The sequence below is a fragment of the Nostoc sp. LEGE 06077 genome (genome assembly GCF_015207705.1).
Lineage (GTDB): Bacteria > Cyanobacteriota > Cyanobacteriia > Cyanobacteriales > Nostocaceae > Nostoc_B.
Genome location: NZ_JADEWI010000035.1, coordinates 41005 through 57090, shown reverse-complemented (window position 1 = coordinate 57090; position 16086 = coordinate 41005). Strand labels below are relative to the sequence as shown.

The window sequence follows — 16086 nt, the reverse complement described above, 5'->3', positions numbered from 1 at the left end:
GGCAAAATAAACAATTTTGACTTTTAACTTTTTACTTTGTATTAGGGTTCATCACCAACTTTGTTTTTGATTTTTTATGTACCTAACGCAAAATTCGGTGCAGCAAATACCCTCTTTCCGGCTGAGAATACCATTTGCTAGGGAAGGTAAGGGTAAGTACCATCACCAAGCACTACCAGGATGTCCGAGGATACCGTTATCTCTGCAATTGCGCCAGTATCAGCGCCAAGCTGTTACTAATTGGTTTGCTAACAACGGTAGAGGTACGTTAAAAATGGCGACTGGTAGTGGTAAGACTATCACTGCACTGGCGATCGCTTGTGAATTGTACCAGCAAATTAACTTACAAGTGCTGTTGGTGGTGTGTCCCTATCGTCATCTTGTTACCCAATGGGCGCGAGAATGCGAAAAGTTTAATTTACAACCGATATTAGCCTTTGAGAATGTCCGCAGTTGGCAAAGTCAACTTTCTACTCAACTTTACAATTTGCGTTCTGGTTCTCAAGGCTTTATCACTGTAATTACTACCAATTCGACATTAATTGGTGAAGGTTTGCAATCGCAACTCAAGTACTTACCGCCAAAAACTCTAATTATTGGTGATGAAGCCCATAATTTGGGCGCACCAAAATTAGAGGAAAGTTTACCCCGACGGGTTGGGTTGCGATTGGCTTTATCTGCCACACCGGAAAGATATTTTGATGATAGCGGTACCCAATCTTTATTTGATTATTTCGGCCCAGTGCTGCAACCGGAGTTTACTTTAAGGGATGCGATCGCCCAAGGAGCTTTGGTACATTATTTGTATTATCCAATTCTGGTAGAGTTAACGGAAACCGAAAGCATTGCCTATTTAAAATTAACTAAAAAAATTGGGCGTTCGTTACTATATCGAGAACGCAAAACTGAAAATTCACCCAATTTTGAAGACAATGAAGATTTAAAACCTTTATTAATGCAACGAGCGAGATTAATTGGCACAGCCGCCAATAAATTAACTGCTTTGCGGCAATTAATGACAACGCGCCGCAACACTACTCATACACTTTTTTATTGTAGTGATGGTTCATTGGAAACGGGACGTTCATCTTTGCAACAACTCAAAGCAGTTGTGAAAATTCTGGGAGGAGATTTAGGTTATAAAGTCAGTACCTATACCGCCCAAACGCCTTTAGCGGAAAGAGAAGTTTTACGCCGTCAATTTGAAAGTGGAGAATTACAAGGTTTAGTCGCCATTCGCTGTTTAGATGAGGGCGTTGATATTCCCGCAATTAAAACTGCGGTGATTTTATCGAGTTCCGGTAATCCTCGCCAATTTATTCAGCGCCGAGGCAGAGTTTTACGCCCCCATCCTAGTAAAGAACGTGCGACTATTTACGATATGATTGTGCTGCCACCAGATTTAGACAGGGAAACCATAGAAGTTGAGCGAAACCTACTAAGAAAAGAACTGCGGCGCTTTGTAGAATTTGCTGATTTAGCTGATAATGCTGGGGAAGCGAGAATGAAATTGTTAGATTTACAAAAACGCTATGGATTATTAGATGTTTAATCTGCGTTTATCTGGGGTTAATTTTGTAAAATTTTGTTTGCTACCTGTAAAGATCTCGATCATTCATGAAATAATAAATATTGATTATAATGGGATATAAGCAAAATCTTTAAAGCTACAAACACTCCATTATGATTAATATTTAACCTAAATTTCAGTATATCAGTAAATTCACCATAATAAACCCCGATTTTGTCAAAAAATTTTAAAATTTTCCTCCCCATAATTACCCTAAATTAAAGATACGAGTAAGAGTCAGATGGCGGATGTAAAATTATCAATCATCTCCGGCTAAAATAAAGCATAACGCATAAAAAACCGAGATGTTGCCAGAGCAGAATATCGATGATGTGCAAGAGCCAATTACTAGCGCCTCGCCGGAAGTGCGGCAAATAATAGAGCGAGTATGGTATCTAGAAAAAAGCAGGCTGGATAAGAAAAGTAACAGCCCTATCAACGATGATATTTTGGCAATTGTCAAGGAAGCCGTGCAATGAAACTCACTTCAATTAAACTGTGTAACTTTCGCTCTTTTTACGGCAGAACACCAGAGATAGTTTTGTCAGGAGGAGATATTCTCAATACCACAATTATTCATGGTAATAATGGATCGGGAAAAACCAGTTTACTGAATGCTTTTACCTGGGTATTATACGAAAAGTTTAGTGCTGCCTTTGCTTCAACAGAACAGTTGGTGAATAAAAGAGCGATCGCCGAAGCTAAAACTGGACAATCAGTAGAATGTTGGGTAGAAGTTAACTGGGAACATGAAGGTAAACGCTACAACGCCAAACGCCAATGTCGCATATATAAAGATAAAACCGACTTCGACTTACTCAAAACAGAATTATTAATGCAAGTGGCTGGCGATGATGGTAGATGGTATTTTCCACTGCAAAAACCAGAAGAAATCATTGGGCAAATTTTACCCGCCAGCTTACATCAATACTTTTTCTTTGATGGGGAACGCATTGAAGAAATAGTCCGTTCTGATAAAAAAGCGGAAATTGCCGAAGCTATCAAGATTTTTTTGGGTGTAGAGGTAATTAACCGTTCTATCAAACATCTCGGTGAAGCTAAAAAAAGTTTAGAAAATGAATTAAAAGCGATTGGCGATTCAGCAATTAAACAACTTTTAAAAGAACAAGAAAAACTAGAACAAGAAATTGCTAAAATCAACACTAGACAAACTGAAATTAAACAAGAATTAGAATATCAACAAAGCTTCAAAAAAGAGACAGGTAATCGGCTACTCGAACTCAGCGCCGCAAAAGAACTGCAAGACAGACGACAAGAATTAGAAAATCAAAAAACATCTTTTCAAGAAAATCTGCGGCAAACTAGAGACGCGCTGAAAAAAATTATTTCGGCACGCGGTTATACAATTTTGCTATCAGATACGACAACTCAATTTCGGACAATTCTCAATGAATTAAAAGCCCGCGGTGAATTAACATCAGGAATTTCGCGGGAATTTATTAGCGAATTACTCAAAAATAACCGCTGTATTTGTGGTGCAGAATTAAATGCAGGTAATCATAACCATACAAATGTGAGTGATTGGTTAGAGAAGGCTGGTTCTTCTGTTATGGAAGAAACAGCAATTCGCATGAGCGCCCAAGTTGATGAAATTGATAAGCAAGCCATAGTATTTTGGGAAGAAGTCGATAGAGAACAAACAAGAATTAATCAGTTTCGCCAAAATATCTCCCAAATTGAACTTGAATTAGATACGATTCAAGAACGGTTGCGTAAAGATGCGAATGAAGAAATTAGTAGTTTACAAAAACGCTTAGATCAAATTGAAAGTAAAATTGATGAATTAAATCGAGAACAAGGTGCAAATCAACAGCGGATTTTGCACTTAAAAACTGAGATTGATGCTTTGGTAAAACAAATAGCCAAGCAGAAACTCAATGAAGAAAAGCAATTACTCGCACAAAGACGCATCAACGCAACCCAAGATGCGATTGAAAGATTAACTGAAGTCAGAAATCGGCAAGAAAAACAGTTTCGGGTGCAATTAGAACAGCGATTACAGGAAATATTCACCTCAATATCTTTTGCGCCCTATCTACCCAAAATTAGTGATAAGTATGAACTCACCTTAGTAGAAAATACAGCGAAAATAGAATCACTCGTTGCTGCATCTACAGGAGAAAATCAAATTCTCAGTTTGTCTTTTATTGCCAGTATTATTGATAAGGTGCGGGAATGGAGCGAAAAGCGCAAAGTTTTAACTGTGCCGAATAGTAGCACGTTCCCAATAGTGATGGATTCTCCCTTTGGTAGTTTAGATGAAACTTATCGCCGCCGTATTGCTCAAACACTACCTGAATTAGCCAATCAGTTAATTATTTTGGTTACGAAAACGCAATGGCGGGGTGAAGTAGAACAGGAAATGGCTAATAGAATTGGGCGAGAATATGTGTTGACTTATTATTCCTCTAAGCCTGACTGTGAGCAAGATTATATTGAGTTGGGTGAGGAAAGATATCCGTTAGTTAAGCAAAGTCCGAATGAGTTTGAATATACTGAGGTGATGGTAGTTGAGCGTAATTGGTAATAGCTAGGCAGAAATTATACTAGTTATCTTTTAGGATGATGGTAATTTATTGATTTGGCGTTGCTGAGTGACAATATGAATTTGTTTTACGCAGAGGCGCAGAGAGTGAGAATTTGAGAGATGAAAGTAAGTAAGCTGTTGTAAATATTTTTAAGGTAGATACTACCAGTTTTCTAATATTAATCCATCCACATAGCTAAAGTCAGAATCATCTGTTACCAACCGCCAAGTATGTTCTAAACACTGTGCTACAATCCAAATATCATTCATGGGAATTGGTCTTCCTTTCTGCTTCAATGCTAACCGAGTTTGAGCATATACCACAGCAGTTTCTCGACCTAATGTTACTACTTCGCAGGTTTCAATAAACTCTAAATAACGGGGCAGATTTTGCAAAGGACGACTGGAGTTTTCTGCTCCAAATAATAATTCACCCACAACAACAGTTGGTAAAATTACAGTTGTCAATGCTAGTACTTGAGCTACAACTGCTTGATCACCATTTAAAAACCGCACAGCAACAGAAGTATCTAAGGCTACATTACCATTCATTTGTGTCTATCTGCTCAAACTCGTCTGCAATTACTTGTTGTAATTCTTTAGCTTCTGCATCGCTCAAAATTCCAGCAAATTGGGCTAAAGGATGTTCTTGTTGCGGTGTCAAATCATTGTCTGGTAACTGACGTAGAAAATTAGTGATCACATCAGCAAGGGATAGTTTTTGTTGCTGCGCCCAACGTTCTGCTTTTTGGAGTAAAGCTTCATCAATATCTAATGTAATTTTGCTGGTCATGACTGTATTTGGTCTGAGACTTTCTGATTTTAGCCTGTACACCTCTTCAACATGATGGCAAGGTAAACTGGTGGAATTGACTGATGTGAACCTTGTCTTATGCCGGATTTTTTATTGGAAGTTGGTACAGAAGAACTACCTGCAAATTTTCTCAGTGATGCCATAGTACAATGGCGATCGCGCATTCCCCAAACTTTGACAGCCAATAGTCTCAACAGTGACGCTGTAGAAGTTTACGGTACTCCCCGACGCTTGGCGGTACTGATCAAAGGTCTACCACAGCAACAACCAGACCGGGAAGAAGAAATTAAAGGGCCTCCCGCCCAAGCTGCTTTTAAAGATGGTCAACCTACACAAGCAGCGGTCGGCTTTGCGAAAAAGCAAGGTGTGGAAATCGACGCGCTACAAATTCGCCCGACTGATAAAGGCGATTTTGTGTTTATTAACAAAAAAACTCCTGGTCGTCCGGTAGCTGACATTTTTACCGAACTAATTCCCCAATGGATTTTCACTTTAGAAGGTAAGCGGTTGATGCGCTGGGGTGATGGCGATGTGAGGTTTTCTCGCCCTGTGCGGTGGTTGGTGGCTTTGTTGGATGATGCGATTTTGCCGATAGAATTGGTTAACGGTTCTGATAGAATTACCAGCGATCGCATTTCTCACGGTCATCGGGTTTTACATCCCGCAACTGTGACTATTCACCAAGCAACTGATTACGTTGAAACTCTGCGTTCTGCTTATGTAGTAGTTGATAATAATGAACGTGCAACTACAATTGAAAAAGAAGTTAACGCCGCAGTTAATTCGGTCAATGGTTCTACAGAAATCTATCCCTATTTGTTAAAAGAAGTAACCAACTTGGTAGAATGGCCTTCGCCAGTTGTGGGAAAATTTGACTCAGCATTTTTGAATCTACCCACGGAAGTTATTACAACTGTCATGGTTAGCCACCAAAGATATTTTCCTGTTTTTAAAGGAGAAAATCACAAGGAATTACTACCTAATTTTATCACAGTTTCTAATGGCGATCCAACAAAATCAGATATCATTGCCAAAGGTAATGAACGAGTCATCCGCGCCCGATTAGCTGATGGACAGTTTTTTTATAACGCTGATATATCTAAACCTTTAGAAAGCTTTTTACCGCAGTTAGAAAAGGTAACTTTTCAAGAAGATTTAGGTTCGTTACGTGTCAAGGTAAATCGAATCATCAATATTGCCGAGCAAATTGCCAAACAACTGGGATTATCAGCAACAGATAGCCAAAATATTCAACGGGCTGCATTGTTGTGTAAAGCTGATTTAGTCAGTCAAATGGTGTATGAATTCCCTGAATTGCAAGGCATTATGGGGCAGAAATATGCTTTAGCTAGTGGTGAAAATGAAGCAGTGGCAACGGCAATTTTTGAACATTATTTACCACGGGGAGCCGATGATATTTTACCGGAAACCTTAACAGGTCAAGTTGTCGGTTTGGCTGATAGATTAGATACTTTGGTCAGCATTTTTGGCTTAGGGTTAATTCCCACAGGTTCTTCTGACCCCTTTGCTTTGCGTCGCGCTGCCAATGCCATTGTCAATATTACTTGGGCTGCGAATTTAGGAATTAATTTAGATAATTTATTGCAGCAAACAGCCGCTAATTTTGCTCAAGAATATAACAAAGAATCAGGACAATTAGTCACAACCTTGCAAGAATTTTTCTTACAACGGATTCGGACTTTATTACAAGAAGAAAAACAAATTGATTACGATTTAGTGAATGCTGTTTTGGGAGAAAATGACCCAGAATATACCGAAAGAGCATTGCAAGATTTATTAGATGTCCGCGATCGCGCCTTATATCTGCAACAAATCCGCAATGATGGTACTCTAGATAAAATCTACGAAACCGTCAACCGTTCTACTCGCCTCGCCGCCCAAGGTGATTTAGATACCCAACAGCTAGAACCAGCAAATTTAATTAATCCCGAACTATTCCAAAAGTCATCCGAAAAAGCATTTTACGATGCGATTTTGGAATTAGTACCCCAAACCCAAACCGCCCAGCAATCACGGAACTATCAACTGTTAATTGCAGCGTTAGAAAAAATCGCCCCTACTGTCAGCAATTTCTTTGATGGCCCAGAAAGCGTGTTAGTTATGGATACCAACCCAGATATTAAGCGTAATCGCTTGAATTTACTGGGATTATTGCGGAATCACGCGCGGGTGTTAGCTGACTTTGGATCTATTGTGAAAAATCTGTAGCGTAGATCAACAAAATATGGTGTAAATGTTACCAATTAGCGCTAGTATAATGAGTGCTTAACCAGGGGTCTCTGCTACAGTCTATGTCCAAAGCTCATGTAATTGGATTAGGTAAGTCCGGTGTTGCTGCGGCGAGATTGTTGAAACGGGAAGGATGGGAGGTGGATCTAGGCGATCGCAACACCTCTGACACCTTCCTGCAACAACAACAAGAACTTGCTGCCGAACAAATCACCGTTAAACTAGGATATTCCCTAGATTTAAACAGTTCTGATTTACCCCAATTAATTGTTGTTAGTCCCGGCGTACCTTGGGATGTTCCCTTGTTAGTCAAAGCACGAGAACTAGGGATTGAAACTATTGGCGAGATGGAATTGGCTTGGCGAAATTTAAAGTCCCAGCCTTGGGTAGCCATCACCGGGACAAATGGCAAAACGACCACCACAGCCTTAATCGCCGCCATTTTCCAAGCAGCCGGATTTGATGCTCCTGCCTGCGGTAACATTGGCTATGCAGCGTGTGAAGTCGCTCTATCTTCTAAACTTCCCGATTGGGTAATTGGCGAAATTAGCAGCTATCAAATTGAATCATCTTCATCTTTAGCACCGCGCATCGGCGTTTGGACGACATTTACACCCGACCACCTCGCCCGTCACCAAACTTTAGAAACTTACTACGACATCAAAGCCAAGCTGTTAAAGCAGTCTCAGTTACAAATATTTAACGGCGATGACGCTTATTTAAATAAGGTCGGTTTAAGTCATTGGCCTGATGCTTATTGGACAAGTGTTAAAGGTAAAGATTTTTTAATTGGCGACAAAGGTTTTTATATCGAAGATGGCTGGGTAGTCGAAAAATTAACCGCCACTTCAACACCAACGAGAATTATTGAAGCCTCTGCATTACGCATGGTCGGAGAACACAACCTGCAAAATCTCCTCATGGCCGTAGCCGCAGCCAGATTAGCAGACATTCAACCCGACGCAATTACCAAAGCAATTCAAGAATTTCCTGGCGTTCCCCACCGCTTAGAACATATCTGCACTTGGGAAGGCGTGGACTTTATCAACGACAGCAAAGCCACCAACTACGACGCAGCCGAAGTCGGGTTAGCATCGGTAAAAAGTCCGACAATTTTGATCGCAGGGGGAGAAGCCAAACCCGGCGATGATACAGGTTGGTTAGCCAAAATCCAAGCCAAAGCCGCATCTGTATTACTCATTGGCGCAGCCGCACCAGCCTTTGCCCAACGCTTACAAGAAGTAGGGTACACTAATTACGAAATCGTCGAAACAATGGCAAAAGCTGTACCTCGGTCAGCAGAATTAGCCAAACAGCATCAAGCACCTGTAGTATTGTTGTCTCCCGCTTGTGCAAGTTTCGACCAATATCCTAACTTTGAAGTGCGCGGTGACGACTTCCGTCAGTTGTGTTTAGCTTGGGCTGGGCGTTGATAAATTACATGGTGTCTGGAAGTTCCTGTCCCCTAGCTGACAAATTGCCATAATATGTGATGAATACTTGTTAGTAGTGTAGTGAACAAGTTGTAATCCAGCACTTTTTAACTCTTGGATAAGTTCAGACATTTCATGCTTATGATGTCTCCAAATGGTAATTTCTTTACCTTCAGGGATTGCAATTTGCTGATTGATTCCCTGAACATTGAAATTGATAGTGTAATTATGCCGAAATTTAATATTAGCTACAACACTATCTGTTGCTAAATCGTATTTTCTAACAAGTTGACAGTCTTGAGATTGCAATCCAAATTTATTTTTGATTGAGCGATATATTTCTTCGGCGTGATATTTACAACCACCTCTAGCTATGCCATCCCATTGAGAGTTAGAACCAATTTCATTAGTAAAGATGAGTAAATCATTTTCATCCATACTATTTTTAAAGTTATTCAGCACCTGATTTCTATTGTGATGATTGCCCATTGTCACACCCAAATGCAAGATTATTTTGGGGTTTCCTGATAGATTTTCAGGTAAGCAGCTATTTTCGATATCAATCTGTTGGTTTATATACTCTAGTTTGGGAAACCAAGCGGTGAAATTTTTCTTTGATACAGTCAGCAAGCCTTCACTAATATCTAAGGCAAAATATTGATTAATTTTATTCAATTGATTGAGTCTAGCAACAAATTCTTTGGCTGGGTATGAATTCCCTGCACCTACATCGATAACGTTAACTTGGCTAAATTTGGAGATATTTTCATAAATATAGGCAAAATTGTCCCTTAAAAGGTCAATTTCTACACTTGATTTGCGATACCATTTAGGACTAACAAATTTTTGATAAAAATTATGCCAAATTTTCGCTCCTTGACCTTTATAAGAATATTTGAGAGGAATTTCCAACCTAGTTTCTAATGCGTGAATTATTTCTAAAACTTCTGCTTCGGAAAAAACCGAATAGAACTCAGAACTTGGCTTTGCTATGCGAATAGAAGAATTTGAATTATCTGAGGAAAGTTGTGAATTGCTAGGGAAATTTTTAGCCATTATTCCTTGTTCTGAAATGTTTTTTAGTAGAGTTAGTGAATCATTGGTCGCTACTGTGGCCAGTCTTGTATTTTCCCATACATTGCTCTCAGACAAGGAATTTTGCCACTCTAAATCAGTGATGAGTTTAAGAGGGCGATCGCCTCTAAGACTCTTCTATCCGATTACTAGCTGGTTGCCTTGCTATATTCAGAGCAAGGGCTGTAGGGGGTTTCTTCTGGGAGGAACTAACTGCCCTGCCGCCGCATGGTTTCCCGACTTGAGCCAAGTGGCGTGTGTACTTATTCAAAACCCTTACGCCCTATACTCTTTCACCCCTACACCCTGTTTTCACAGACAATCTTTGTGCGTAAGTCCTGATTGTAATTAACAATACCTTACATAAAAACTGAAAAATTCTATTGGCCAAGTTTTTAACAATTTAAATAAAACAATGAAAACCTATATTTAAGTTTATTAGCTATTACCAATTTATTCTTAGAAAGAAGGATTATGATATGAGCAGAAAAGCATTTACAAATATCACTTATCTACATTTTTATAGATGTTTAAGCCTATAGATAGATGTGCATAATTTGAGAAGTTAGCAAAAAATAATTATGAGTTTTCAACAAATATTCGGTAAACTATCGGAAACACAAGCGATCGCACCAGGAAGAGTCAACTTACTGGGCGAACATACCGACTACAACGATGGTTTTGTTCTACCAACTGCTATCCCTCAACACACAACAGTACAACTAAGTTTTAGTGATGATGGAGAACATCACTTTTATTCAGAAAATCTGCAAGAGCGTGTAAGTATTTTAGAAAGTCATCATACCCCTTCTGGATTCGCCAGTTATATTTTTGGCTGTATTGAGGTGTTGAACAAAGCAGGATATACGATTCCTTCCTTAAATGTGTACGTCCAATCCTCAGTTCCTATGGGTTCTGGCTTATCTAGTAGTGCAGCTTTGGAAGTAGCAACACTACGAGCAATTCGTCAACTTTTGGATTTACCAATTGATGACGTGGAAATTGCCCAATTTGCCCAACAGGCAGAGATTCACTATGCAGGTGTACAATGCGGCATCATGGATCAAATGGCTTCCAGTCTTGCTGACACTCAACATATTTTGTTTTTAGATACCCGGACTCTAGAACGTCGTGTACTACCTTTCCCCAACAAAACCACAATTGTAGTTATAGATAGCGGTGTACCCCACACCTTAGCAACTAGTGGGTATAACCAGCGTCGTGCTGAATGTGAACACGCGGCTAATTTATTAGGAGTCAAGGCACTCAGAGATATCATTGATGCTAAGGTAACAGAAACATTACCAGAACCCTTCAACCGTCGCGCTCGTCATGTGGTGACAGAAGATAACCGTGTTTTAGAAGTGTTGCAGGGAGTAACACCTGAGCATTTTGGGGAGTTGATGAACGCATCTCATGCGAGTTTGCGGGATGATTATGAAGTTTCCGTACCAGCATTAGATACATTGGTAGAAATTTTACAGAAAACCCCAGGTGTATTTGGTGCAAGGTTGACAGGTGCAGGTTTTGGGGGTTCTTGTGTGGCGTTGGTGGCGTTAGGTGAAGAAAAAGCGATCGCAACCCAAGTCCTCCAACAATACAATAATGCAGGTTATAAGGGGCAAATTTTAGTTCCCGATGTTGAGGTGAGTGATGCAGCCTAAAGTTATTTTTGGGAATGCTGCGAGCGAAGGCGTGAATCGCTGGGGTTGGTTTATGGGACACTTTATCACCCCAGATGATGATCTGCGTTCAACCACAGCATTAGAAATAAAATGGGGTGTCCATCAAGCAGGAGACAGTAGAACCGAGTGGGCGGTTAATAATCAAGCCGCTACTCTTTCTATCTTGATTAATGGTCAATTTTGCCTCCAATTTGAGGATAGAGATATTACTTTATCTCATGAAGGTGACTATGTACTCTGGTGTGCTGGTGTGCCGCATTGTTGGGTTGCTCAGTCTGACTGTACTATTGTGACAGTGAGATGGCCTTCACTACCAAATGATAGTTTAGGAGTGCGATCGCGCTCACTAGATGGTAGTTCTTTGTAGTTCTTACACTAGCAAATTTTTCTGGAGATTTTTGCTGTAATATTTAATAGATGAGTCCGCTTATTTAGCGTAGAGTTACTAATACTAATTGTTGTGAACATCAGTAGGATAAAAGTTAAGATATTGCGCTATTATCGACTAGCAATTATAAAAAAAGGCTGTGAGAGTCAAATTTAAATAAGCCTCTACAGCTATTGATGAAAGAGGTTAAGACAAATGGTGCAGAGTATAGGCGGTATAGCTAAATATTCAGCTACCGACCTAGATAGATTAGCTCAAGAATTGAATACAGACGGAATTTGTGTAATTCGGAATCTTTTTGAGCAAAAATTGATTGATGAGTGGCTAGAAGCTTTTGAAAAGTTATTTCACGATCGCCAAAATCAACCAGGTGGGTTAGCTCCCCGTGAAGTGTCCCGCTACTATCTAACTTTACCTTGGGTTTCGCCATTTGCTAATGAGTGGGTTTTTGCCAATCCTGTAATTATGGCTATTCTTAAACGCGTGTTTTACCAAGAATACGTGATGGTGCAGTTGGGTGTTGATGTTCCGTTTCAGGGTTCAGATTATCAGGAAACCCATCGAGACTTTCGCCCATTGTTTAGTGATGCCATAGTTACACCACTTTACGCCTTAGCAGTTAACTTTCCCTTGGTGGAAGTAACAGCAGATAACGGCCCGTTTCAAATGGCGAAAGGAACTCATGTTTTACCGCGTGAAGAGGGTTTACAAAAGATTGCTAGGGGTGAAATTCCGATGGAATCTTTTTATATGCAGCCTGGAGATGTGATGATGCGATCGCCTTTAGCACTGCACCGAGGTTCACCCAATCGCACAAACCAGCCAAGACCGATGGTAGTCATGGGCTACAGTATGCACTGGTTACATACACCCAAGGTAGATTTAACTCTGCCACGAGACTATTATGATAGTCTCCCAGAAGAGCTAAGGCAGATGCTACGGTGTCAGGTAGTAGAAGAATTGCCGAAAGAAAAAGTGGAAACTTATATCAATTTTAAGTATTAGTCATTGTTAACTGTTGACTGTTGACTATTAACTATGAAATATACTAATCCCGTTTACGAAGGCTATTTTGCTGATCCCTTTGTGTGGCAACATCAAGGGGTATATTATGCGATCGGTACTGGTGCAGCCGAGGCGGAAGGGACGAAAGAATCACGCGTATTTCCTCTGTTACGTTCCTTCGATTTTGTCAATTGGCATTTTGTCGATCACGCACTATTGCGACCAGATCCAGCCCTTGGTAATAATTTTTGGGCCCCCGAAGTTGCTTACTCGGACGGACTATTTTACCTCTACTACTCTGTAGGACATGAGGATAAAAATCATCAGTTGCGTGTGGCTACAAGTGATAATCCATTAGGGCCTTATCAAGATGTGGGCGAAACACTTGTAGACCCTAATTCCTGTCCCTTCGCCATTGATCCGCATCCATTCTGTGATGATGATGGACAGTGGTATCTGTTTTACGCTATCGACTTTTTAGATACGGAAGGTGGTGTACGTGCGGGTACGGCGTTGGTTGTAGACCGACTGCAAACTATGACCAAGTTGGCTGGTGAGGAGAAGGTAGTTTTAAGAGCGCGATCGCCTTGGCAAAGATTTTTAGGCGATCGCTTAATGTACGGTAAAGTCTATGATTGGCATACTTTAGAAGGCCCTTGTGTTCGTAAGCATGAAGGTAAATACTACTGCTTTTATAGTGGCGGACGCTGGGAAACTGAGGACTATGGTGTAGATTATGGCGTTGCTGACAACGTGATGGGGCTTTACTCCGATGCGGGTAATGAAACTGGGCCACGGGTACTAAAGTCTGTGCTTAATTTTGTCAGAGGGCCGGGACATAATTCTATTGTTGTTGCTCCAGACGGTAAAACTGAATATCTCGTCTACCATGCTTGGACGAATAACATGGATAAACGGCAAATGTGTTTAGATAAACTCATTTGGACATCAGAGGGGCCACGATGCCAAGGCCCTACTTGGACACCACAAACTATTACTAGTTCTTGATGAAGCACTACCTAACGCATCGACATACAACCAGATGCGCTAGACTTTAACGTTGCCACACCACTACTTAAAACTACTTATACAAATGGGGTTTTCCAACCCTTAAATCTACAATAAACTTGTATTTAGTAAGCCGCTTAATTTATGCTCAATATGTTGTAGTTCTTTGATTGTTTTTCCTGAAAGAATACCGGATATTTCGGTATAAACTTGGTCTTGGTTCCTCTTCTCTATAGCGGATAGAATTATCAGGTCTTTTTTATCTAGTTCTGACTTTAAAGTTATGAGACTTGATTCTAATGAGCCTACCATACGGTAATTACTCGAATATTGGGCTACCTCTTTTCCTAACTCTAATAAAGTATGACGTTGTAAACAAAGTGGAGTTGAGCCGTTGACTCGGAAGTTAACATCAATCACATACATTTGTCCGTCTTTGTTTTCTAAAACATCAAATCCAATAACGCCGAAATACTTTTGCTGGTGGGCATATTTACCAATAGCCGCAATCATCTGGGCGAATCGATTCATGTCTGTTTCACAGTAATTAATCATGCCGCCTAAATAGTTACCTTCTGGCGTAACGATTTGATTTGTAGTACCAATAAGTTTTATATCACCCGCATTGTTTACATAAAACTGGACACAGTAGTTATTGACAACGTTATTAATAAACTCGGAAACAACAATTGTCTCCAGTAATTTAATATCAAGATATTTCCTGATTTCTTCTAAGCAGTATTGCAAATCTTCGGTATTGTTAATAATATAAGTGCCTTCTCCTGATAGTCCGTGAGAGGTTTTAATTAAATAGGGAAATTGTTCTGGTAAGGGAATATCTTCCAGATTGATTTGGTGAAGATTGTAAGTTTCGTATTTTGGATGTGGTATTCCCAGGTCGGATAATGTTGCTTTATTGAGCAAGTAGTAATGGGTGTCTGGGTCAACAGCGTGTTTGTCTGGTTTGAGGTGATCGAAGGGAAAGAGTGTGATTAGGTTGTTAAAGCGATCGCCTTGACTGAGGTCGTCTAAATAAGTCGAGCAATCCATCAACTCCATATTAGAGTAGCTAAAGCCTAAATGCTCTTGCCAGTAGTCTATTAGCAACTTTGGCGGCGGAGTAATGGTAATTCCGGGAAGGCGATCGCCTAACACCGCTAAATTCTTCCAAGGTTCTTTTTGGCAAATCTTGTCAAAGGTGGTTTTGGTTGCCTCACTACTGCCATCTTGAATAAAATATTTTTTGGTGTTGGGGTAAGCAGCCCAACTAGCAGTAGCAGGGTAATTCAAAATGAAGGCATAACCCCCATCTGTGATATCTTCAGCAAAGAGATCAGAAAACGAACCCCCTTGGAAGTAATTAAAGTTGTGTTTTGAGTTCATGGCTAACTGAAAGTAGGGAATAGGGACGAAACTCACAATTACAAATTATTTCTTTGTAAAAGCAGCTATTTTATCCATTTCTGCATTCATATAAGCCACTGCCATGTGTTGGGAATTATAAGCCCAGCCGACTCGTCCCTGATCGTCTATGAGAATGCAGCCAGCTTCCCCTTTGACTTTAGATACCAAAGCGTCAATTGCCATCTGTGCTGCTTCGTCTGGGTGTCTGTCTCCCGCCAGAAAATCGATCGCTGTTTTTGCCAAAACCACGGGAATAATTGACTCGCCATCACCTGTTGTTGAGCAACCACCGATTTTATTATCAGCGTATAAGCCACAGCCTACAAGCGCAGTGTCACCAACGCGACCACTTTGCTGCTTCGTAGTCCCGCCAGTTGAAGTGCCGGCAGCTAAGACACCACTACCATCCAAAACTACACAACCAACTGTGTTGGGGCGATCAATTACTTCCTGATCTTCTTTCCACTGCTCCCACTGTTCTTCAGCTATTAAGTTTTCTTTTTTACACATTTCCGCACCGCAATCTACGGCGAAACGTTCCCCACCTCGCGCTACTAATAGCCTGGGTTTATCATCCATAATTTTTCTGGCTACCGAGATGGGATGACGCACACCTTGAACGGCGGCGATCGCTCCCCAACATAAAGAACCTTCCATGATCGCCGCGTCTAACTCGACTTCTCCGTCGCTGTTGAGAGTCGCGCCAAGACCAGCGTTAAATGTCTGATCAGCTTCCAGTATACGGATAGCAGCTTCCACCGCTTCTGAAGCAGTACCGCCGCCGAGCAACACTGCCCAACCAGCCTCTGCTGCTGCTGTACAGCCTGCATGGTTGGCTGCAACTTTGTCATCTGTGATGGTTTTTGCACCACCGTGAACAATAATAGTGGGTATCATAGAATTTTTC

The 16086-nt window shown here is 40.7% G+C and carries 14 protein-coding genes; 9 read left to right on the top strand and 5 right to left on the bottom strand.

Features of this window, described 5'->3' with window-relative positions:
• The first annotated feature begins 76 nt into the window (after window positions 1–76).
• From IQ244_RS20520 to IQ244_RS20510, 3 genes are all read left to right on the top strand, one after another.
• The gene (locus IQ244_RS20520; RefSeq protein ID WP_193897499.1) at window positions 77–1552 is read left to right on the top strand and encodes a DNA phosphorothioation system restriction enzyme; all 1476 of its coding nucleotides are present in this window, start codon (window positions 77–79) and stop codon (window positions 1550–1552) included.
• Between the two features lie 323 nt (window positions 1553–1875).
• Window positions 1876–2049: a hypothetical protein gene (locus IQ244_RS20515; RefSeq protein ID WP_193897498.1), complete on the top strand. Its 174-nt coding sequence runs from the start codon at window positions 1876–1878 to the stop codon at window positions 2047–2049.
• Complete coding sequence (locus tag IQ244_RS20510; protein ID WP_193897497.1) at window positions 2046–4118, top strand: AAA family ATPase; 2073 nt, start codon at window positions 2046–2048, stop codon at window positions 4116–4118. The genes IQ244_RS20515 and IQ244_RS20510 overlap by 4 nt, the downstream gene beginning before the upstream one ends.
• A gap of 162 nt (window positions 4119–4280) precedes the next feature.
• Here IQ244_RS20510 and IQ244_RS20505 read toward each other — a convergent pair whose 3' ends face one another.
• Complete coding sequence (locus tag IQ244_RS20505; protein ID WP_193897496.1) at window positions 4281–4670, bottom strand: type II toxin-antitoxin system VapC family toxin; 390 nt, start codon at window positions 4668–4670, stop codon at window positions 4281–4283.
• Window positions 4660–4911, bottom strand: coding sequence for a DUF6364 family protein (locus IQ244_RS20500; RefSeq protein ID WP_193897494.1), 252 nt, complete (start codon window positions 4909–4911; stop codon window positions 4660–4662). The genes IQ244_RS20505 and IQ244_RS20500 overlap by 11 nt, the downstream gene beginning before the upstream one ends.
• Before the next feature lie 99 nt (window positions 4912–5010).
• Here IQ244_RS20500 and glyS point away from each other — a divergent pair, with 99 nt between their 5' ends.
• Both glyS and murD read left to right on the top strand, forming a co-directional pair.
• Window positions 5011–7161, top strand: a complete 2151-nt coding sequence (gene glyS, locus IQ244_RS20495) for a glycine--tRNA ligase subunit beta (RefSeq protein ID WP_193897492.1) — start codon at window positions 5011–5013, stop codon at window positions 7159–7161.
• An 83-nt stretch (window positions 7162–7244) separates the two neighbouring features.
• Window positions 7245–8615, top strand: a complete 1371-nt coding sequence (gene murD / locus IQ244_RS20490; RefSeq protein WP_193897490.1) for a UDP-N-acetylmuramoyl-L-alanine--D-glutamate ligase — start codon at window positions 7245–7247, stop codon at window positions 8613–8615.
• Here the strand turns inward: murD and IQ244_RS20485 are convergent.
• Entirely contained in the window at window positions 8595–9671 is a 1077-nt protein-coding gene (locus tag IQ244_RS20485) for an L-histidine N(alpha)-methyltransferase (protein ID WP_193897488.1), read from the bottom strand. The genes murD and IQ244_RS20485 overlap by 21 nt on opposite strands.
• Window positions 9672–10270: 599 nt before the next feature.
• On the opposite strand from IQ244_RS20485, the gene galK reads away from it, so the two are divergent.
• From galK to IQ244_RS20465, 4 genes are all read left to right on the top strand, one after another.
• Window positions 10271–11353, top strand: a complete 1083-nt coding sequence (galK, locus tag IQ244_RS20480; protein ID WP_193897486.1) for a galactokinase — start codon at window positions 10271–10273, stop codon at window positions 11351–11353.
• Window positions 11343–11741 carry a signal peptidase I gene (locus IQ244_RS20475; protein ID WP_193897484.1) on the top strand — a complete coding sequence of 133 codons (399 nt, stop codon included), beginning with the start codon at window positions 11343–11345 and terminating at the stop codon, window positions 11739–11741. Before galK ends, IQ244_RS20475 begins: the two co-directional genes overlap by 11 nt.
• A gap of 216 nt (window positions 11742–11957) precedes the next feature.
• The gene (locus IQ244_RS20470; protein ID WP_193897482.1) at window positions 11958–12767 is read left to right on the top strand and encodes a phytanoyl-CoA dioxygenase family protein; all 810 of its coding nucleotides are present in this window, start codon (window positions 11958–11960) and stop codon (window positions 12765–12767) included.
• 33 nt (window positions 12768–12800) lie between these two features.
• A complete protein-coding gene (locus IQ244_RS20465; protein WP_193897480.1) occupies window positions 12801–13775 on the top strand; it encodes a glycoside hydrolase family 43 protein in 975 nt (324 codons plus the stop codon).
• A 108-nt stretch (window positions 13776–13883) separates the two neighbouring features.
• Here IQ244_RS20465 and IQ244_RS20460 read toward each other — a convergent pair whose 3' ends face one another.
• Together IQ244_RS20460 and IQ244_RS20455 are read right to left on the bottom strand one after the other, a co-directional pair.
• The gene (locus tag IQ244_RS20460; RefSeq protein WP_193897478.1) at window positions 13884–15158 is read right to left on the bottom strand and encodes an ATP-grasp domain-containing protein; all 1275 of its coding nucleotides are present in this window, start codon (window positions 15156–15158) and stop codon (window positions 13884–13886) included.
• Window positions 15159–15203: 45 nt separating this feature from the next.
• Window positions 15204–16076 carry an isoaspartyl peptidase/L-asparaginase family protein gene (locus IQ244_RS20455; protein ID WP_193897476.1) on the bottom strand — a complete coding sequence of 291 codons (873 nt, stop codon included), beginning with the start codon at window positions 16074–16076 and terminating at the stop codon, window positions 15204–15206.
• Between the last annotated feature and the right edge of the window lie 10 nt (window positions 16077–16086).

Excerpts from the sequence above, each read along its gene's own strand:
- IQ244_RS20520 (WP_193897499.1), top strand. The coding sequence starts at position 77 with ATGTACCTAACGCAAAATTCGGTGCAGCAAATACCCTCTTTCCGGCTG.
- IQ244_RS20515 (WP_193897498.1), top strand. The coding sequence starts at position 1,876 with ATGTTGCCAGAGCAGAATATCGATGATGTGCAAGAGCCAATTACTAGC.
- IQ244_RS20510 (WP_193897497.1), top strand. The coding sequence starts at position 2,046 with ATGAAACTCACTTCAATTAAACTGTGTAACTTTCGCTCTTTTTACGGC.
- IQ244_RS20505 (WP_193897496.1), bottom strand. The coding sequence starts at position 4,670 with ATGAATGGTAATGTAGCCTTAGATACTTCTGTTGCTGTGCGGTTTTTA.
- IQ244_RS20500 (WP_193897494.1), bottom strand. The coding sequence starts at position 4,911 with ATGACCAGCAAAATTACATTAGATATTGATGAAGCTTTACTCCAAAAA.
- glyS (WP_193897492.1), top strand. The coding sequence starts at position 5,011 with ATGCCGGATTTTTTATTGGAAGTTGGTACAGAAGAACTACCTGCAAAT.
- murD (WP_193897490.1), top strand. The coding sequence starts at position 7,245 with ATGTCCAAAGCTCATGTAATTGGATTAGGTAAGTCCGGTGTTGCTGCG.
- IQ244_RS20485 (WP_193897488.1), bottom strand. The coding sequence starts at position 9,671 with ATGGCTAAAAATTTCCCTAGCAATTCACAACTTTCCTCAGATAATTCA.
- galK (WP_193897486.1), top strand. The coding sequence starts at position 10,271 with ATGAGTTTTCAACAAATATTCGGTAAACTATCGGAAACACAAGCGATC.
- IQ244_RS20475 (WP_193897484.1), top strand. The coding sequence starts at position 11,343 with ATGCAGCCTAAAGTTATTTTTGGGAATGCTGCGAGCGAAGGCGTGAAT.
- IQ244_RS20470 (WP_193897482.1), top strand. The coding sequence starts at position 11,958 with ATGGTGCAGAGTATAGGCGGTATAGCTAAATATTCAGCTACCGACCTA.
- IQ244_RS20465 (WP_193897480.1), top strand. The coding sequence starts at position 12,801 with ATGAAATATACTAATCCCGTTTACGAAGGCTATTTTGCTGATCCCTTT.
- IQ244_RS20460 (WP_193897478.1), bottom strand. The coding sequence starts at position 15,158 with ATGAACTCAAAACACAACTTTAATTACTTCCAAGGGGGTTCGTTTTCT.
- IQ244_RS20455 (WP_193897476.1), bottom strand. The coding sequence starts at position 16,076 with ATGATACCCACTATTATTGTTCACGGTGGTGCAAAAACCATCACAGAT.